General features: G+C 59.3%; 17 protein-coding genes, 4 tRNA genes and 1 pseudogene. 12 read left to right on the top strand and 10 right to left on the bottom strand.

From position 1 onward, the window contains the following. The first annotated feature begins 31 nt into the window (after positions 1 to 31). The 9 genes and pseudogenes from rluD (at position 32) to V6F91_RS27570 (ending at position 6913) form a co-directional block, all read left to right on the top strand. On the top strand, positions 32 to 994 hold the full coding sequence (rluD, locus tag V6F91_RS22265; protein WP_332768221.1) for a 23S rRNA pseudouridine(1911/1915/1917) synthase RluD: 963 nt from the start codon (positions 32 to 34) through the stop codon (positions 992 to 994). Continuing rightward, positions 991 to 1713, top strand: a complete 723-nt coding sequence (pgeF, locus tag V6F91_RS22260) for a peptidoglycan editing factor PgeF (RefSeq protein WP_332768219.1) — start codon at positions 991 to 993, stop codon at positions 1711 to 1713. Before rluD ends, pgeF begins: the two co-directional genes overlap by 4 nt. A 131-nt stretch (positions 1714 to 1844) precedes the next feature. Next, on the top strand, positions 1845 to 4409 hold the full coding sequence (gene clpB / locus V6F91_RS22255; RefSeq protein WP_090286393.1) for an ATP-dependent chaperone ClpB: 2565 nt from the start codon (positions 1845 to 1847) through the stop codon (positions 4407 to 4409). Positions 4410 to 4707: 298 nt separating this feature from the next. Continuing rightward, positions 4708 to 4783: transfer RNA gene (locus V6F91_RS22250), tRNA-Asn, on the top strand. Between the two features lie 9 nt (positions 4784 to 4792). Then, positions 4793 to 4869, top strand: a tRNA-Pro gene (locus tag V6F91_RS22245). Positions 4870 to 4874: 5 nt separating this feature from the next. Next, positions 4875 to 4950 (top strand) — tRNA-Lys (locus V6F91_RS22240). A gap of 97 nt (positions 4951 to 5047) precedes the next feature. After that, positions 5048 to 5124: transfer RNA gene (locus tag V6F91_RS22235), tRNA-Pro, on the top strand. 163 nt (positions 5125 to 5287) lie between these two features. Beyond that, positions 5288 to 6058: pseudogene (locus V6F91_RS27575) on the top strand (MCP four helix bundle domain-containing protein); the annotation flags it as partial. Continuing rightward, on the top strand, positions 6050 to 6913 hold the full coding sequence (locus V6F91_RS27570; RefSeq protein ID WP_408003571.1) for a methyl-accepting chemotaxis protein: 864 nt from the start codon (positions 6050 to 6052) through the stop codon (positions 6911 to 6913). The pseudogene V6F91_RS27575 and the gene V6F91_RS27570, both read left to right, overlap by 9 nt. A 60-nt stretch (positions 6914 to 6973) precedes the next feature. Here V6F91_RS27570 and V6F91_RS22225 read toward each other — a convergent pair whose 3' ends face one another. The 5 genes from V6F91_RS22225 to V6F91_RS22205 all read right to left on the bottom strand — a co-directional run bounded on the left by V6F91_RS22225 (position 6974) and on the right by V6F91_RS22205 (position 10437). Next, positions 6974 to 7381 (bottom strand): EF-hand domain-containing protein, encoded by a 408-nt coding sequence (locus V6F91_RS22225; RefSeq protein WP_332768214.1) that lies wholly within the window; start codon positions 7379 to 7381, stop codon positions 6974 to 6976. A gap of 314 nt (positions 7382 to 7695) precedes the next feature. After that, on the bottom strand, positions 7696 to 8994 hold the full coding sequence (locus V6F91_RS22220; protein WP_208939723.1) for an NAD(P)/FAD-dependent oxidoreductase: 1299 nt from the start codon (positions 8992 to 8994) through the stop codon (positions 7696 to 7698). 66 nt (positions 8995 to 9060) lie between these two features. After that, a complete protein-coding gene (locus V6F91_RS22215) occupies positions 9061 to 9234 on the bottom strand; it encodes a DUF3094 family protein (RefSeq protein ID WP_127651957.1) in 174 nt (57 codons plus the stop codon). Positions 9235 to 9286: 52 nt separating this feature from the next. After that, positions 9287 to 9814 carry an MOSC domain-containing protein gene (locus V6F91_RS22210; RefSeq protein ID WP_332768210.1) on the bottom strand — a complete coding sequence of 176 codons (528 nt, stop codon included), beginning with the start codon at positions 9812 to 9814 and terminating at the stop codon, positions 9287 to 9289. Then, positions 9811 to 10437 (bottom strand): DUF1780 domain-containing protein, encoded by a 627-nt coding sequence (locus V6F91_RS22205; RefSeq protein ID WP_007909887.1) that lies wholly within the window; start codon positions 10435 to 10437, stop codon positions 9811 to 9813. The genes V6F91_RS22210 and V6F91_RS22205 overlap by 4 nt, the downstream gene beginning before the upstream one ends. A 117-nt stretch (positions 10438 to 10554) precedes the next feature. Between V6F91_RS22205 and V6F91_RS22200 the strand changes: the two genes are divergently transcribed. Further along, positions 10555 to 11244 carry an energy-coupling factor ABC transporter permease gene (locus tag V6F91_RS22200; RefSeq protein ID WP_332768208.1) on the top strand — a complete coding sequence of 230 codons (690 nt, stop codon included), beginning with the start codon at positions 10555 to 10557 and terminating at the stop codon, positions 11242 to 11244. 65 nt (positions 11245 to 11309) lie between these two features. Beyond that, positions 11310 to 11525: a hypothetical protein gene (locus tag V6F91_RS22195; protein WP_332768206.1), complete on the top strand. Its 216-nt coding sequence runs from the start codon at positions 11310 to 11312 to the stop codon at positions 11523 to 11525. Between the two features lie 6 nt (positions 11526 to 11531). Here V6F91_RS22195 and yacG read toward each other — a convergent pair whose 3' ends face one another. Genes yacG through pilB form a run of 5 tightly spaced genes read right to left on the bottom strand, consistent with a single transcriptional unit; the run spans position 11532 to position 16143 of the window. Continuing rightward, positions 11532 to 11732 (bottom strand): DNA gyrase inhibitor YacG, encoded by a 201-nt coding sequence (gene yacG / locus V6F91_RS22190; RefSeq protein ID WP_332768204.1) that lies wholly within the window; start codon positions 11730 to 11732, stop codon positions 11532 to 11534. After that, positions 11729 to 12352 (bottom strand): dephospho-CoA kinase, encoded by a 624-nt coding sequence (coaE, locus tag V6F91_RS22185; RefSeq protein ID WP_332768202.1) that lies wholly within the window; start codon positions 12350 to 12352, stop codon positions 11729 to 11731. Before coaE ends, yacG begins: the two co-directional genes overlap by 4 nt. After that, the gene (locus V6F91_RS22180) at positions 12349 to 13221 is read right to left on the bottom strand and encodes an A24 family peptidase (protein WP_332768200.1); all 873 of its coding nucleotides are present in this window, start codon (positions 13219 to 13221) and stop codon (positions 12349 to 12351) included. The genes coaE and V6F91_RS22180 overlap by 4 nt, the downstream gene beginning before the upstream one ends. A gap of 1 nt (position 13222) precedes the next feature. Then, complete coding sequence (locus tag V6F91_RS22175) at positions 13223 to 14440, bottom strand: type II secretion system F family protein (RefSeq protein WP_332768198.1); 1218 nt, start codon at positions 14438 to 14440, stop codon at positions 13223 to 13225. 2 nt (positions 14441 to 14442) lie between these two features. Next, entirely contained in the window at positions 14443 to 16143 is a 1701-nt protein-coding gene (pilB, locus tag V6F91_RS22170) for a type IV-A pilus assembly ATPase PilB (protein ID WP_332768196.1), read from the bottom strand. 225 nt (positions 16144 to 16368) lie between these two features. Here pilB and V6F91_RS22165 point away from each other — a divergent pair, with 225 nt between their 5' ends. Beyond that, positions 16369 to 16809, top strand: coding sequence for a pilin (locus V6F91_RS22165; RefSeq protein ID WP_332768193.1), 441 nt, complete (start codon positions 16369 to 16371; stop codon positions 16807 to 16809). The last annotated feature ends 89 nt before the right edge of the window (positions 16810 to 16898 follow it).

The raw sequence follows: 16898 nt of genomic DNA, 5'->3' as shown, positions 1-16898 counted from the left end.
ACCAAAGGCTGTGCCGACGCCCAGTCCGAGCATGTCCGATAAAATAGAACTTCGCGCAGAGGTGCCGTCCGAATTGGGCGGCCAACGCCTCGATCAAGTCGCCGCCCAACTCTTCGCTGAGCACTCGCGCTCGCGCCTTTCCGCCTGGATCAAAGAAGGTCGCCTGACTGTGGACGGGGCGGTCATCCGCCCTCGCGACATCGTGCACGGCGGTGCCATCCTTGAGCTGACTGCCGAGCAGGAAGCCCAGGGTGAGTGGATCGCCCAGGACATCGAGCTCGACATCGTCTATGAAGATGACGACATTCTGGTGATCAACAAGCCTGCGGGCCTGGTGGTGCATCCGGCTGCCGGTCACGCCGATGGCACCCTGCTCAACGCCTTGCTGCACCACGTTCCGGACATCATCAATGTTCCGCGTGCCGGCATCGTCCATCGTCTGGACAAGGACACCACCGGTCTGATGGTGGTGGCCAAGACCATTCAGGCGCAGACCAAACTGGTCACGCAGTTGCAGAGCCGCAGCGTCAGCCGCATCTATGAATGCATCGTGATCGGTGTGGTCACTGCCGGCGGCAAGATCAACGCGCCGATCGGCCGTCACGGCCAGCAGCGTCAACGCATGGCGGTGATGGAAGGCGGCAAGCCTGCGGTCAGTCACTACCGCGTGCTGGAGCGTTTCCGTTCGCACACGCATGTGCGGGTGAAGCTGGAAACCGGCCGTACGCACCAGATTCGCGTACACATGGCGCACATCAACTTCCCGTTGGTCGGCGATCCGGCGTACGGCGGGCGTTTCCGCATTCCGCCCGCGGCGAACCCGACCATGGTCGAATCGCTCAAGCATTTCCCGCGTCAGGCTCTGCACGCGCGCTTCCTCGAACTGGATCACCCGACGAGCGGTGAACGGATGAGCTGGGAATCGCCGCTGCCGGAAGATTTCGTCTGGCTGCTGACCCTGCTCAAGCAGGATCGCGAGGCATTCGTCGGATGAACTGGCTGACGCCGGACTGGCCTGCGCCGGCCAGCGTCAGAGCCTGCGTCACCACCCGCGAGGGCGGTGTCAGCGAGGCGCCGTTCGACAGCCTGAATCTGGGCGATCATGTCGATGATCGTCCGCAGGCGGTCGCCGAGAATCGTCGGCGCCTGACCGAGCACTTCTCTATACAGCCTGCCTGGTTGCAGCAAGTGCACGGGATTACCGTGGCGCAAGCTGATCCGGGCGTGGTCGCGACCGCCGATGCCAGTTGGACAGACAAACCCGGTATTGCCTGCACGGCGATGACCGCCGATTGCCTGCCAGCATTGTTCTGCAATCGCGCCGGCACACGGGTTGCGGCAGCCCATGCCGGTTGGCGCGGGCTGGCGGCGGGTGTGCTTGAAGCCACTCTCGACAGCCTCGATGTTGCACCTGAAGACGTGCTGGTCTGGCTCGGTCCGGCCATCGGTCCAAAGGCTTTTGAAGTCGGCGCGGAAGTGCGGGAAGTCTTCATCAGTCAATTGCCGGAAGCAGCCACAGCCTTTGTGCCGAGCAACAATGCTGGCAAGTTCATGGCCGACATCTATTTGCTGGCGCGTCTGCGTCTGGCTGAACGTGGCGTCACTGCGGTTTACGGGGGCGGTTTCTGCACCGTGACCGATCCGCGCTTCTTCTCCTATCGCCGTGCGTCGCGCACTGGGCGCTTCGCTTCCTTGATCTGGCTCACCCGCTAGACTTGCCTGACCTGTATCAACTCTCCGACGCTTGAATCTTGCAGAATCGACCGCATCTATAGCGGTATCTGGCAGGTTTCTTTATTCAGGATGGTTTCTTAGGTCCGGCCTGCTCAAAAGGAAGGTGACCCATGCGTATAGACCGTTTAACCAGCAAATTACAGTTGGCCTTGTCCGACGCCCAGTCGTTGGCAGTCGGCCATGATCATCCGGCCATCGAGCCGGCGCACTTGATGCAGGCCATGCTTGAGCAGCAGGGCGGCTCGATCAAGCCGCTGCTGATGCAGGTAGGCTTCGACGTCAACAGCTTGCGTAAAGAGCTGACCAAAGAACTCGATCAATTACCGAAAATCCAGAACCCGACCGGCGATGTGAACATGTCGCAGGATCTGGCGCGCCTGCTCAATCAGGCTGACCGCCTGGCACAGCAGAAGGGTGATCAGTTCATTTCCAGCGAACTGGTGCTGCTCGCGGCGATGGACGAGAACAGCAAGCTCGGCAAGTTGCTGCTCGGTCAGGGTGTGAGCAAGAAAGCCCTGGAAAACGCGATCAATAACCTGCGTGGTGGCGAAGCGGTTAATGACGCCAATCACGAAGAGTCGCGACAGGCGCTGGATAAATACACCGTCGACCTGACCAAGCGTGCCGAAGACGGCAAGCTCGATCCGGTGATCGGCCGTGACGACGAAATCCGTCGCACCATTCAGGTCCTGCAACGCCGGACCAAGAACAACCCGGTGCTGATCGGTGAGCCTGGCGTGGGTAAAACCGCCATTGCCGAAGGCCTGGCCCAACGCATTATCAACGGCGAAGTGCCGGACGGCCTCAAGGGCAAGCGTCTGCTGTCGCTGGACATGGGCGCGCTGATTGCCGGTGCCAAGTACCGTGGTGAGTTCGAAGAACGACTGAAAGGCCTGCTCAATGAACTGTCGAAGCAGGAAGGGCAGATCATTCTGTTCATCGACGAATTGCACACCATGGTCGGCGCCGGTAAAGGCGAAGGCTCGATGGATGCCGGCAACATGCTCAAGCCTGCATTGGCCCGTGGCGAATTGCACTGCGTCGGTGCAACCACGCTCAATGAGTATCGCCAATATATAGAGAAGGACGCGGCGCTCGAGCGGCGTTTCCAGAAAGTGCTGGTCGATGAGCCGAGCGAAGAAGACACCATTGCGATTTTGCGTGGCCTCAAAGAGCGTTACGAGGTTCACCATAAAGTCGCAATCACCGACGGCGCGATCATCGCCGCGGCCAAGCTCAGCCATCGCTACATCACGGATCGGCAATTGCCGGACAAGGCCATCGACCTGATCGACGAGGCCGCCAGCCGCATCCGCATGGAGATCGACTCCAAGCCGGAAGTACTCGATCGGCTGGAGCGGCGCCTGATTCAACTGAAAGTTGAATCTCAGGCGCTGAAAAAAGAAAGCGACGACGCAGCGAAAAAACGTCTGGAAAAGCTTCAGGAAGAAATCGAGCGTCACGAGCGTGAGTACTCCGACCTGGAAGAAATCTGGAACTCGGAAAAAGCCGAGGTGCAGGGTTCTGCGCAGATCCAGCAAAAGATCGAGCAGTCGCGTCAGGAACTGGAAGCGGCCCGGCGCAAAGGCGATCTGAACCGCATGGCCGAGTTGCAGTACGGGGTCATCCCGGATCTGGAACGCAGCCTGCAGATGGTCGACCAGCACGGCAAGAGCGAAAACCAGTTGCTGCGCAGCAAGGTCACCGAGGAAGAAATCGCCGAAGTCGTGTCGAAATGGACCGGCATCCCGGTGTCGAAAATGCTCGAAGGCGAGCGCGACAAGCTGATGAAGATGGAAAGCCTGTTGCACAAACGCGTGATCGGTCAGGAAGAGGCAGTCGTGGCCGTGGCCAACGCAGTACGCCGTTCGCGTGCCGGCTTGTCCGATCCGAATCGTCCGAGCGGTTCATTCATGTTCCTCGGCCCGACCGGTGTCGGTAAAACCGAGCTGTGCAAGGCACTGGCTGAATTCCTCTTCGATACTGAAGAGGCGATGGTGCGCATCGACATGTCCGAATTCATGGAGAAACATTCCGTGGCTCGTCTGATCGGCGCGCCACCGGGCTACGTCGGCTATGAAGAGGGCGGCTATCTGACCGAAGCAGTACGGCGCAAGCCTTATTCGGTGATCCTGATGGACGAAGTCGAGAAGGCGCACCCGGATGTGTTCAACATTCTGCTGCAAGTGCTCGAGGATGGGCGCCTGACCGACAGCCATGGCCGTACGGTGGATTTCCGCAACACGGTGATCGTGATGACCTCCAACCTCGGCTCGATGCAGATCCAGGAACTGGTCGGTGACCGTGAAGCCCAGCGTGCAGCAGTAATGGACGCGCTGACGTCGCACTTCCGTCCGGAGTTCATCAACCGCGTCGACGAAGTGGTGATCTTCGAGCCGCTGGCGCGTGATCAGATCGCGGGCATTACCGAGATCCAGCTGGGCCGTCTGCGCAGTCGTCTGGCCGAGCGCGAGCTGAAGCTGGAATTGAGCCCTGAGGCGATGGACAAGCTGATTGCCGTCGGTTACGACCCGGTGTATGGCGCACGGCCGTTGAAACGTGCGATTCAGCGCTGGATCGAAAACCCGCTGGCACAGTTGATCCTATCCGGTCACTTCATGCCAGGCGACACCGCGACAGGCACCGTCGAGAACGAGGAAATCGTTTTCAACTGATGCCATGCGTCAATGAAAAAACCGAGGCCCCACATTGTGGGGCCTTTTTTTTCGTTAGGCTGTTGAACTCAAAGGAAAAGGCTTGTAAAGTGCGCCCCGCAGTCAGTCACCGGCAGCGTTTCAACTCACTGGGTTGAAAACTGAAATAAGTTGCAAATCATTAACTTGAAAGCAATTTAGGGGGTTGACAGAGGTGTTCTAGGTTGTAGAATAGCGCGCCTCAGACACACGAACGCAGCGATGCGAAAACGGTGTCGAGAAGCTTCAGGTTTCACCGTTGTAAATTGAAATATGTAGTTCCGTGATAGCTCAGTCGGTAGAGCAAATGACTGTTAATCATTGGGTCCCAGGTTCGAGTCCTGGTCACGGAGCCAATTTCAAACCGGGGTATAGCGCAGTCCGGTAGCGCGCCTGCTTTGGGAGCAGGATGTCAGGAGTTCGAATCCCCTTACCCCGACCATTTTTGGGTCGTTAGCTCAGTTGGTAGAGCAGTTGGCTTTTAACCAATTGGTCGTAGGTTCGAATCCCACACGACCCACCATTTTTGAAACCAGTTAGCGCTGGGATCGAATCTTAAGATCAGAGGCCAAAAGCGCTGATCGAAGAAGGCGATCTTTGAAAGGTCGCCTTTTTTTTACCGGGGTATAGCGCAGTCCGGTAGCGCGCCTGCTTTGGGAGCAGGATGTCAGGAGTTCGAATCCCCTTACCCCGACCATATTGAAAATCCTCGTATCGAAAGATACGGGGATTTTTTTTGTCTGCTTGAAAGACAAATCCCTTCAAGTCGTCATACAACTGGCCGATAGCCCGCTAACACGAGGGGACTGTCATGGCTTCGCCCCTCGAATCTGGCCAATACAAGAATAAGGGCGTGCGTCATGTTGCTTCGTCAGTTGAATATTGCTCCGCGGGCTGCCCTGGGCTTTGCCCTGATCGCGGTCTTGGTGGCTTTGCTCGGTGTGTTCGCCCTTGGGCAAATGTCGAGCATCCGCGACAGTGAAGTTGCCGTGGAGACTCAGTGGCTGCCGAGCATTCGGGGTGGCGACGAGATCCGCGAGCTGATGCTGCGCATCCGTACCATCTCCTTGCGTATGGCGCTTGACGAAGACCCGAAGAACATCCCGACCTACCGCGGTCAAATGGACACCCGCGACAAAGAGCTCAGCGAAAAAATCACTGCCTACGACAATCTGGTCACCACGCCAGAAGGGCAGCAGCTCTACGATCAGTTCAAGCAGACCTTTGCCGCCTACCGCACCGGGATTGCCCAATCGTTCACCCTGGCCGAACAGGGCAAGCGTGACGAGCTGACCAAGTTGCTGCTCGTTGACATGAAGACCGTGGTCGACGGCTCGGGCAAGCAACTCAATGACCTGGCGGATCTGTTCGCCAAACAGGTCGCGCTGGAAAGCCAGAAGTCAGCCGCCCATTACGCCACGTCGCGGACCATCGTCAGCGTGTTCATCGCACTGGCGGCGCTCGCTACCGTGGCCCTGGCGATGCTGCTGACACGCAGCATCGTGCGACCGTTGAGCAGTGCAGTCAGCGCCGCTGAGAGCGTGGCTAAGGGCGATCTGACCCGTCCTATCGAGACCCAGGGCAATGACGAGGTCAGCCGTTTGCTCAAGGCGCTGGCGACCATGCAACAGAACCTGCGCGAGACCTTGCAAGGCATCAGCGGCTCGGCCACCCAATTGGCCTCCGCTGCCGACGAACTCAACGCAGTGACGCTCGACAGCTCCCAAGGCCTGCAACAGCAGAACAATGAAATCGAGCAGGCGGCCACTGCAGTCAATGAGATGACCACTGCGGTGGAGGAGGTCGCGCGCAACGCCGTTTCGACCAGTGACGCCACTCGCCAATCCAGCGATTCGGCGCAACTGGGCCAGGAGCGGGTCAGCGAAACCGCCAGCGCCATCAGTGCCCTGGCTGCTGATGTGCAGCACACCGGCGAGTTGGTGCAATCATTGGCCAATCAATCCCAGGACATTGGCAAGGTGCTCGACGTGATTCGCGCAATTGCCGAGCAGACCAACCTGTTGGCGCTCAACGCGGCGATTGAAGCGGCGCGGGCGGGCGAAAGCGGGCGTGGTTTTGCCGTGGTCGCCGATGAGGTGCGCGCGCTGGCCCACCGCACCCAGCAATCGACACAGGAAATCGAGCAGATGGTCCAGGGCATGCGCAACGGTTCGAGTCTGGCGCTGGAGTCGATGCAGGCCAGTGCCGCGCGTGCCAGCACCACACTGAGCATGGCTGCGCGCGCCGGTGAGGCGTTGCAGACGATTACCGCGTCGGTGCACGAGATTCACGAGCGTAATCTGGTCATCGCCAGCGCTGCCGAGGAACAGGCGCAGGTGGCGCGGGAAGTGGATCGCAATCTGGTCAACATTCGTGATTTGTCGGTGCGTTCGGCAGCGGGCGCCGACCAGACCAGCGCCTCCAGCCATGAATTGTCGAAACTGGCCAACGCCCTGCAAGGCATGGTGCGGCGCTTTCAGTTGTAAACGGCAGACGTGAAAAAGCCGCGCTTTTATCTACAAAGCGCGGCTGGATTGTTTGCTGGATCAGGCGCCGTCTTGATCCTTCAGATGTTCGAACAGGCCTTTGGGCATCTTCTTGCCATTGGCTTCGAAGTTGGCCTTCACGTTGTTGTAGGCCTCTTGCTCGTCGATGAAACCATCGTGGTTGGTGTCGATCTTGTCGAAGTCGGACTTCGGCGCGACCTTGATGAACTCCGCACGGGACACCTTGCCATCACCGTCGGTGTCGGTCTTGGTCATCGAAGCATCGCCGCATTTACCTTCACCGCATTTGCCTTCCGGCGCTTTCACCGAAGTTTCAGCCGAGGCGACCATGTAGCCCTGCGCCAATGGCTGAGCGGCAAATACCGAACCGGACAACATCAGCCCACCGGCGAGAGCGGCGCCGAACAGGCCAATGGATTTTTTACCGAGGGTCGAAGTACGCGACATTGACATTCTCCTGGCTGCACAGCGCAGCCACACGTTAAGGACGAAGCCCTGAGCAGGTGTGCTCGGGTGTGGCCATTAAGCGATGGCGCTGTATCGCGACTGTGTCGTGGAGCGCGGGGTTTGTAAGAAAAAGTGAGATCTGCGCAGGCAGATACAGTGCGAAACATATCTGCCATTCAACACAAAACCCTGTGGGAGCGAGCCTGCTCGCGAAAGCATCAGATCAGTCGGCCACATTGCTGACTGACGGAATGCACTCGCGAGCAGGCTCGCTCCCACAGGAGAGGTGTACTGGGTGAGGATTTCCGTTTACATCAATGCAGCTTCAGACGCGGCTCGGTACCGCGGCCGATCTTGCTGCCGAGCATCAGCATCGCCGTGCGAAACGGCCCGTACAACGCCATCTGGTGCATGCGGTACAGCGACACGTAAAACATCCGCGCCAGCCAGCCTTCGAGCATTACGCTGCCGGTCAGGTTGCCCATCAGATTACCCACCGCCGAGAAACGCGACAGCGAAATCAGCGAGCCGTAGTCGGTGTATTTGTACTCCGGCAGGGTCTTGCCTTCGATGCGCAATTTCAGCGACTTGGCCAACAGCGAGGCCTGTTGGTGCGCGGCTTGCGCCCGAGGCGGCACGTTGCGATCGCTGCCCGGTTGCGGGCATGCGGCGCAGTCACCAAAGGCGAAGATGTTTTCGTCGCGGGTGGTCTGCAGGGTTGGCAGTACTTGCAGCTGATTGATGCGGTTGGTTTCCAGACCGTCGATGTCCTTGAGAAAACCCGGCGCGCGGATCCCGGCCGCCCAGACTTTCAGGCTGGCCTTGATCTGATTGCCGTCGGCTGTGATCAGGCTGTCGGCGGTCACTTCGCTGACCGAGGCGTTGGTCAGCACATTGACCCCGAGTTTTTCCAGAGTCTTGTGCACCGGCCCGCTGATGCGCTCCGGCAGCGCAGGCAGTACCCGTGGGCCGGCCTCAATCAAGGTGATGTGCATGTTTTCCGGTTTGATCCGGTCCAGGCCGTAAGCGGCCAGTTCATGCGCAGCATTGTGCAGCTCAGCCGCCAGTTCGACGCCGGTAGCGCCGGCACCGACGATGGCCACGCTGATCTGCTCGACCACATCGGTCTGCCCGGCGTGGGCGCGCAGGTAGTGGTTGAGCAGTTGCTGGTGAAAACGCTCGGCCTGCTTGCGGGTGTCGAGGAACAGGCAATGCTGCGCCGCGCCCTGAGTGCCGAAATCGTTGGTGGTGCTGCCGACGCTGATCACCAGCGAGTCGTACGCAACTTCACGCGCCGGAACCAGCTCGATGCCGTTTTCGTCGTAGGTGGCCGCCAGCTGGATTTTCTTCTGCGCGCGATCAAGGCCACTCATGCGCCCGAGCTGAAACTCGAAGTGGTTCCATTTCGCCTGAGCGACATAGTTGAGTTCGTCTTCGGAAGAGTTCAGCGACCCGGCGGCCACTTCGTGCAGCAGCGGTTTCCAGATGTGGGTGAGGTTGGCGTCGACCAGCATCACGCTGGCGGTACCGCGCTTGCCCAGAGTCTTACCCAGACGGGTAGCCAACTCCAGACCGCCGGCGCCGCCGCCGACAATGACAATACGATGGGACATGGGGATAACTCGCAAGGTTTTTAAAGGAATTCTTTGTCATCGTTACCTCCGCGAGCGCCAAGCAGCTCATAGCGTCAGGTAACTGATAAGTCGGCTCAGCAGACCGAGACCAATGGTCACTGCCAGCACCAGCACCAGGAGCATCCACGGCCGGAAAGGCCGGCGCTCGACTCGGTGTTGGGACAGTTGCAGGTACTCTTCGACATGCTTTTGGTCTTCGGGTTTCAGGCGGCTGGTCATATTGGCCTCGTCAGGTAGACGTTGCTGAATGGGCACACGCTACAGCGGTTTTTCATCCGGGGTTGAATGCAGCATAGCCGCTGTCCGGCAGCGGTTCGACGCTGACCCGGTCGTCGAGGCGAATGATCCCGCTTTGTAACACCCGTGCGGTGATTCCGCCATGTCCACGCACCGCTTGGAAAGTCCCCGGGCCGAGGTTGTTCTGCAAACGTGCACAGGGCTGACACCAGCCGGTGGTTTCGAATATTGCCTGACCGATGCGAAAACGCCGACCCTTCAGACTAAACAGATTGATACCGCTGATGACCAGATTGCGCCGCAGGTCTTCAGGCTTGATCGGAATGTCGTCAGGGCGGCCCATCAAGGCGTTGATCACCGCCAGATGTTCCCACTGAATCAGTGTCACCTGACGCGCGTTGCGCACACCGGGGCGGGCGTGATCGCCGGTCAGGCCAGCCTCCAGGCGCGCTTCCACGGCATCAAGTTCAAGCATCGGCCCGCGTGATTCGGGGCGCACGCCGATCCAGCGTACTCGTCCGGTTTGCGGCACATCGGCAATCAATTGTTGAAGTGGCGTCACAGGCTGATCCCGACATCAAACACGATGCTGCGCCCCAGGTTGCTGCGCAGAAAATCCGGTGCGTCCGGGTGCGCGAACAACACGCGGGCGAACGTCGGGCCGACCAGCGACAGCGAGCGCCAGCCCTGACGCAAATATTCCGTCGGTGGCGGGAAATGACTGTTCAGGTCCAGCACTTCGCGTTTAAGGCTGGCGAAAGCAATGATGTCCAGTTCGCCCAAATCCATGCCGCGTTCCTTGTAGTTGTGAGCTTTTTTGCGCAGGGTCGGGGCCAGCCGCAGGAGAAATTCATTGGCCGGAATCCGCTTGGGCTTGGCTTCACGGCGCACCAGTTGGCTGAGGGAAAAAGCGCTGCGCCGCCGCTGCAGTTCATCACGCCATTCATCGTTGAGCCGGCGCCCTTCATCGAGCACGAAGAACACTTCGAAATTGGCGTCACGAAACAGCACATCCGGCGGCTCACCGGCCGGCGCGAATTCGTCGGCGCGGTAGGGGATGTTGAGACCTTGCAGCAGGCGTTGGCAAACCCAACGCTCACGCTCCCATTTGCGGGCATTGGACAGAAAGGCGTTGGCTTGCTCGGCCGCGATGGTCAGCAGGCGTAAGTAATCTGAGTCATCCATAAGCCCAAGCTTAGCGTTCAAATGCGACAAGCAGATAGCTTTGCATCGGCTGGTGCGCATCCGGTGGCGGTGTAGACTGCGACGAGGCGGTATGTCCATGGAGAAGATGAGGGAATCATGATCGGTGCCGAACTGCTGTCCTCGGCGAGTCTGACGCTCGGCTGGCTGATCTATCTGCCAGTGCTGCTGTGGGCGATCATGCGCGCGCCATGGGTCGAGCTGTTCAGTGACAATCGGCGTCAGCATTTGCTGTTCGCAACGGTGTTCGCCTTGTTTCTGCTGTGGCTGATGCGGCGGGACTTCGATACCGGCGTGTCCTATCACTTCCTCGGCATGACCGCGGTGACCCTGCTGCTGGACTGGCCGCTGGCGATCATGGGCGGGCTGGTGGCGCAAATCGGTCTGGTCCTGCTCGGGCGACAGGATCTTGCAGCAGTGGGGACCAATGGTGCCTTGTTCATTTTGCTGCCGGTGCTGGTTACCGAGTGCGTGGCCATCCTTGTCGAGCGTGCGCAGCCGCGCAATCCGTTTGTGTACATCTTCTGTTCCGGTTTTTTCGCTGCGGCATTGTCGGCGCTGTTGTGTCTGATCTTCAGCCTGACGCTGCTGTGGTTCGACGGTCTCTTTGCCATGCCGGAGTGGCTGGAAGATTTCATCGGCTATGTGTGGCTGATCATTTTCCCCGAGGCCTTCATCAACGGCATGATCGTCAGTGCGCTGGTGGTGTTCAGCCCGGAATGGCTGGAAACCTTCAACCGTACGCGTTACCTCTCGGCGCCGTGGAATGACGACGATCGCAAGCCTTGATCCACATCAAATCCGCCATTGGCTGAAAATTTCATGCTCACGCAAATCCCTTCAGGAGCAGCGGCATGAGTGTGTACGAATGGGCGAGGCAGGAAACCCGGCAGAGTCTGCAGGTGGCGCAGGAGGTCGGCTTTGACCCAGGGTTGAGCTTGCGCGCCTTGCTCAGTGCCGTGGTGCAGCAGAGCAAGGCTGTGCGCGACGCCGAAGACCTGGCGGACGAGTTGCGTTTTCTCGCGGAAAACCTCGACGACCAACAGGACTACGGCTTCATGCGGCCCTGATCGGGCTCAGTGACGCGGATCGAAATCGCCGGAAAACAGCTCGTCCTCGGCATCCGGGGCGAGCGGAATCTTGTGTTCTTCCGAGGCCCAGGCGCCGAGGTCGATCAGCTTGCAGCGGTCGGAACAGAACGGGCGAAACTTGTTCGCCGGGGTGAATTCCACGGGGGCGCCACAGGTCGGGCATTCAACGGTTGGGGTCTGGCTCATGCTTGGCCTCCGGATAAAGTCAGGTAAAAGTGATGCAGACGCTTGATCTCGCTGTGCAGCCAGGCGAGGTCGCGGTCGTTGACCACTACGTCGTCGGCGCGGCTCACGCGGTCTTCGCGGCTCAGTTGGGCCTTGAGGATCGCCTGAACCTGCTCGGCGCTGGTCTGGTCACGTTGCAAGGTGCGTTCGATCTGCAGGGGTTGCGGGGCGTCGATCACCAGAATGCGCTGGGTCATGCTGTATTGCCCGGACTCGATCAACAGCGGCGAAACCAGAATTGCGTAAGGCGATTTTGCCAGCGCCAGATGATGGGCGATTTCTTCGGCGATCAACGGATGCAGCAGTGCTTCGAGCCAGCGCCGTTGTTCCGGCACTTCGAAAATCAGCTTGCGCAGGGCCGCACGGTTGAGCGTGCCGTCGCTTTGCAGCACCTCGGCGCCGAAGTGATCGGCAATCTGCGCCAGCGCCGGACGCCCGGGCTCTACCACCCAGCGCGCCGCATGGTCGGCATCGACGACATGCACGCCGAGGTCGATGAAGTGCTGCGCCGCGGCGCTTTTACCGCTGCCGATGCCGCCGGTGAGGCCGAGAATCCAGGGTTTTTCCACAGGGGTATTCATTTCAAACCGACAAACTGCCAATAGAAGTCGGTTATTTGACCACCCCAGAGCAAGGCAATCCAGCCGGCAATGGCCAGATAGGGGCCAAAAGGAATCGGCGTAGAGGTTTTTTGCTCGCGCAGGCGCAACACAATCACGCCAATCACAGCGCCGACCAGCGATGCCAGCAGAATCGTCAGCGGCAGAACCTGCCAGCCGCCCCATGCGCCCATCAGCGCCAATAATTTAAAGTCACCGTGGCCGATGCCGTCCTTGCCGGTCAGCAGCTTGAACAGCCAGAACACCGACCACAGCGCCAGGTATCCGGCCACCGCCCCCCACAATGCATCGTGCAACGGCACGAACAGTCCGAAGCTGTTGACGATCAGCCCCAGCCACAACAACGGCAGCACCAGCACATCGGGCAGCAGTTGGTGCTCGGTGTCGATCAGACTCATCGCCAGCAATCCCCAGGTGAGGAACATCAGCAGCCCCGCCTGCCAGCCGAAACCGAAATGCCAGGCAATGAAGGCCGTCAGCACACCGCAGGTCAGTTCGGTCAGCGGGTAACGCTTGCTGATGGGCGCAGCACACGCCGAGCAACGCCCGCGCAGGCACAGATAGCTCAGCACGGGAATGTTTTCCCAGGCGCGAATCCGGTGTGCGCAATGCGGGCATTGCGAATGCGGCAGCATCAGGTTGTAAGTGGGTTGTGGCGTTTCGATCGGCAGACCGAGCACGTCGTGCGCCTGCTGGCGCCAGTCACGTTCGAGCATTTTCGGCAGACGCCAGACGAGCACATTGAGGAAGCTGCCAACCACCAGCCCAAGCAGCAGCGCGGCGCCGACAAAGGCCAGCGGATAGAGGGCGAACAGCTCGTCGAGGGGCATGTCAGACCGCTGAGCCGAGCTGGAAGATCGGCAGGTACATGGCCACCACCAGACCGCCGACGACGACCCCGAGCACGACCATGATGAACGGCTCCATCAGGCTGGTGAGGTTGTCGACCATGTTATCCACTTCCTCTTCGTAAAATCCCGCGACCTTGTCGAGCATGTCGTCCAGTGCCCCGGACTCTTCGCCAATCGCGGTCATCTGCACGGCCATGGTCGGGAAGACCCCGGTGCTGCGCATGGAAAAATTCAGCTGCATGCCGGTGGAGACGTCCTGACGGATTCGCAGGATGGCACGTTTGAACACGACATTGCCCGCAGCGCCGGCTACCGAGTCGAGGGCTTCCACCAGCGGCACGCCGGCAGCGAAGGTGGTCGACAAGGTTCGGGCAAATCGCGCCACGGCCGACTTGTACATCAGCGTGCCCACCAACGGCAGTTTCAGCAGCCAGGCATCGCGGCGATCGCGTAACGCTTGAGACGTTTTCAGTGCATGGCGCGTACCGAAAAAGGCCGCGATCAATGCGCCAAGAATCGCCCACCACCACTCTTGCATGAATTCAGACAGGCTGATCACCATCAAAGTGAACCCTGGCAATTCGGCGCCAAACCCGGAAAACACCGACTGAAACTGCGGCACCACTTTCACCAGCAAAATGCCGGTTACTACCGCCGCTACCAGCAGCACGGCGCTCGGGTAGGTCATGGCTTTCTTGATCTTGGCCTTGAGCGCTTCGCTTTTTTCCTTATAGGTGGCGACGCGTTCGAGCAGGGTGTCGAGTGCCCCGGACTGTTCGCCGGCATCGACGAGGTTGCAATACAACTCATCGAAATACTGCGGCTTCTTGCGCAGCGCTGCGGCAAAGCTGTTACCGGCGGCGACCTCTTGCTTCACCTCGTCGATGACTTTGCGCATCGCCGGGTTTTCGAAGCCTTCGCCGATGATGTCGAACGACTGCAGCAGCGGCACGCCGGCCTTCATCATGGTTGCCATCTGTCGGGTGAACAGGGCGATGTCCTGGGCCTTGATGCGTTTGCCGAAACTCAGCAACGATGCCGATTTCTTGCGCACCTTGCCCGGCGTGATCCCCTGTTTGCGCAACTGTGCCTTGATCAATGCGGCATTCTGCCCGCTCAGCTCACCGGTGACTTTGCTGCCTTTGCGGTCCGTACCCTCCCAGGCGTACGTGCTGGTTTTTGCTGCCTTGACCGCCATGTTCAATCCTTGGTGACCCGGTTGATTTCTTCCAGGCTGGTAGTGCCTTGCATGGCCTTGTGCAGACCCGCGGTGCGCAGATCGTCGAAGCCGTCGCGGCGCATCTGCATATCGATTTCCAGCGAGTTGCCTTCGGCCATGATCAGGCGTTGCAGCTCAGGCGTGTTCTTCACCACTTCATAAATCCCCACGCGTCCCTTGTAACCGTTGTTGCAATGATCGCAACCGACCGGCTCGTAGATCGTGAAAGTGCCGATGCGTTCCTCCGGGAAGCCTTCCTTGATCAGGGTTTCGCGGGGCACTTCGATCGGCTTCTTGCAATGATTGCACAGCTTGCGCGCAAGGCGCTGAGCGATGATCAGGCTGACCGAGGTGGCAATGTTGAAGCCGGGAATGCCCATGTTGTGTAGACGGGTGAGGGTTTCCGCGGCGCTGTTGGTGTGCAGGGTCGAGAGTACGAGGTGGCCGGTTTGCGCCGCTTTGATCGCAATCTCGGCGGTTTCCAGGTCACGGATCTCGCCGACCATGATCACGTCCGGGTCCTGACGCAGAAACGAACGCAGGGCCTGGGCAAAATCCAGCCCTTGGCGCGGATTGACGTTGACCTGATTGATGCCTTCCATGTTGATTTCCACCGGGTCTTCGGCGGTGGAAATATTGATGTCGACGGTGTTGAGGATATTCAATCCGGTGTACAGCGACACGGTTTTTCCCGAACCGGTAGGGCCGGTGACCAGAATCATGCCTTGCGGCTGTTTCAGCGCGGCCATGTACAACTCTTTCTGTTCCGGTTCATAACCGAGAGCATCGATGCCCATCTGCGCGCTGGACGGGTCGAGAATCCGGATCACCACTTTTTCGCCCCACAGCGTCGGCAAGGTATTGACCCGGAAGTCGATCGACTTGCTTTTCGACAGGCGCATCTTGATCCGCCCGTCCTGCGGTTTGCGCCGCTCTGAAATATCAAGGCTGGCCATGACCTTCAGGCGCGCGGCGATGCGTCCGGCCAGTTGAATCGGCGGTTTGGCCACTTCACGCAGCATGCCGTCGGTGCGCACCCGCACCCGATAGTTCTTTTCATAAGGCTCGAAGTGCAGATCGGACGAGCCGCTTTTGATCGCGTCGAGCAGCATCTTGTGGACAAAGCGCACCACCGGCGCATCGTCGGCATCGAGCCCGCCGATGGTGTCCTGTTTGTTGTCGCTGACGGATTCGACGTCAAGGCCATCGAGGTCGACGTCGGCCATTTCCTCCAGGCCGGTCGCGTGAGTATCGAAGAACTTGTCGATGGCATCGCTGAGCTTGTCGTCTTCGACGAGGATCGCTTCGGTGCTGAGGCCGGTACTGAACTGGATATCGCTGATCGCCTGCTGGTTACTCGGGTCTGAGAGGCCGACGAACAGTTTGTTGCCGCGTCGCCACAACGGCAGGGCGCAGTGTTGGCGCACCAGTTTTTCGCTGACCAGGCCCTTGGGCTGGGTTTCCTTGTCGAGGCAATCGAGATCGAGCAGGGCCATGCCGAAGTGTTCCGAGGCAATCTCGGCAATCTGCCGGCTCTTCACCAGTTTGTTGTGCACCAGGTAGTTCACCAGCGACACGCGATTGCGCTGCGCCTGCTGCCAGGCTTGCTGGGCACTTTGTTCCGTCAGCAGTTCGGCCTGCACCAATTGCTTGGCCAGACCGCTCAGAGCGATGTCATTCATGGGGATTCCGCGTGCTTGCCGTTCATGACTTATAGCCTAGTCAAGTGACAGCGCCAAACACGGCCGGTGCAGGTGACAAAAAGTGTCAGATAGTGCGGTTGCAGGTTGTAGGAAACGGCGCAGTGCGCAGTTCGCGTCCATCAGGCAGGGCTCCGGGGCATTGGCATGGCCTATGCTGGGTCTTTTTCAGATCATGAGATTTCCCCTCATGCATGGAGCGTGTCTATGAAAAAACAACAAGGTTTTACCCTGATCGAACTGCTGATCGTGGTGGCGATCATCGGGATTCTGGCGACGATCGCCTTGCCGCAGTATTCGAAATATCAGGCGCGGTCGAAGGTGACGGCGGGGTTGGCGGAGATCACAGCGATGAAGGTGCCGTTTGAAGACACCATCAACCAAGGTACCGACCCGACTCTGACACTGGTGGCCGGCAGTTCCACAGCGACTACCTCCAACTGCACATTGGCGGTTGCGGGTACGGCATCCACTGGCGCAGGCACAATCACCTGCACTTTGGTCAATGCTCCGGGGCCTGTATTGGGTAAAACCATTACTCTGACTCGTTCTGGTTCGGCAACCGGAGCCACATCCGGCTCTTGGACATGTGCTTCGACAGTCAATAACGAATATGCCCCCCGAGGCTGTCCTGGCAGCGGTACTTGATTTATAAAAAAGCCCTGCACTGCAGGGCTTTTTTCTGGCTGCAAAGCATTTACGAAAGCTTCAATAATTTCAGCAGCTTATGAACTTTC

It is taken from the genome of Pseudomonas koreensis, assembly GCF_036668835.1.
Lineage (GTDB): Bacteria > Pseudomonadota > Gammaproteobacteria > Pseudomonadales > Pseudomonadaceae > Aquipseudomonas > Aquipseudomonas koreensis_I.
This window is presented reverse-complemented; position numbering and strand designations above follow the sequence as displayed.